General features: G+C 52.0%; 1 rRNA gene. It reads right to left on the bottom strand.

What is annotated here, in order from left to right:
* Positions 1-590: ribosomal RNA gene (locus tag IEY39_RS29650) — 23S ribosomal RNA — on the bottom strand; the annotation flags it as partial.

The raw sequence follows: 590 nt of genomic DNA, 5'->3' as shown, positions 1-590 counted from the left end.
GGCAATTAGTACTACTCGGCTTTACTGTTACCAGTTTTACACCTGTAGCCTATCAACGTCATAGTCTCTGACGACCCTTAAAAGAAAACTCATCTCGTGGAAGGTTTCACGCTTAGATGCTTTCAGCGTTTATCCTGTCCGTACATAGCTACTCAGCACTGCACCTGGCGGCACAACTGATACACCAGCGGTACGTACGACCCGGTCCTCTCGTACTAAGGTCATGTCCACTCAATTTTCTAACGCCCATCACAGATAGGGACCGAACTGTCTTGCGACGTTCTGAACCCAGTTCACGTGCCACTTTAATCGGCGAACAGCCGAACCCTTGGGACCTTCTCCAGCCCCAGGATGTGACGAACCGACATCGAGGTGCCAAACCTCCCCGTCGATATGAGCTCTTGGGGGAGATCAGCCTGTTATCCCCGGAGTACCTTTTATCCTTTGAGCGACGGCCCTTCCATACAGAACCGCCGGATCACTTTAGCCAGCTTTCGCTCCTGCTCGGCCTGTTTGCCTCACAGTCAAGCACCCTTCTACTAATGCGCTCTGCGTACGATTACCAACCGTACTGAGGGTACCTTTGCAAG

It is taken from the genome of Puia dinghuensis (genome assembly GCF_014642875.1).
Taxonomy (GTDB): Bacteria; Bacteroidota; Bacteroidia; order Chitinophagales; family Chitinophagaceae; genus Puia; species Puia dinghuensis.
Note: the sequence above shows the minus strand (reverse complement) of the source record. Positions and strands in the feature narration are given on the sequence as shown.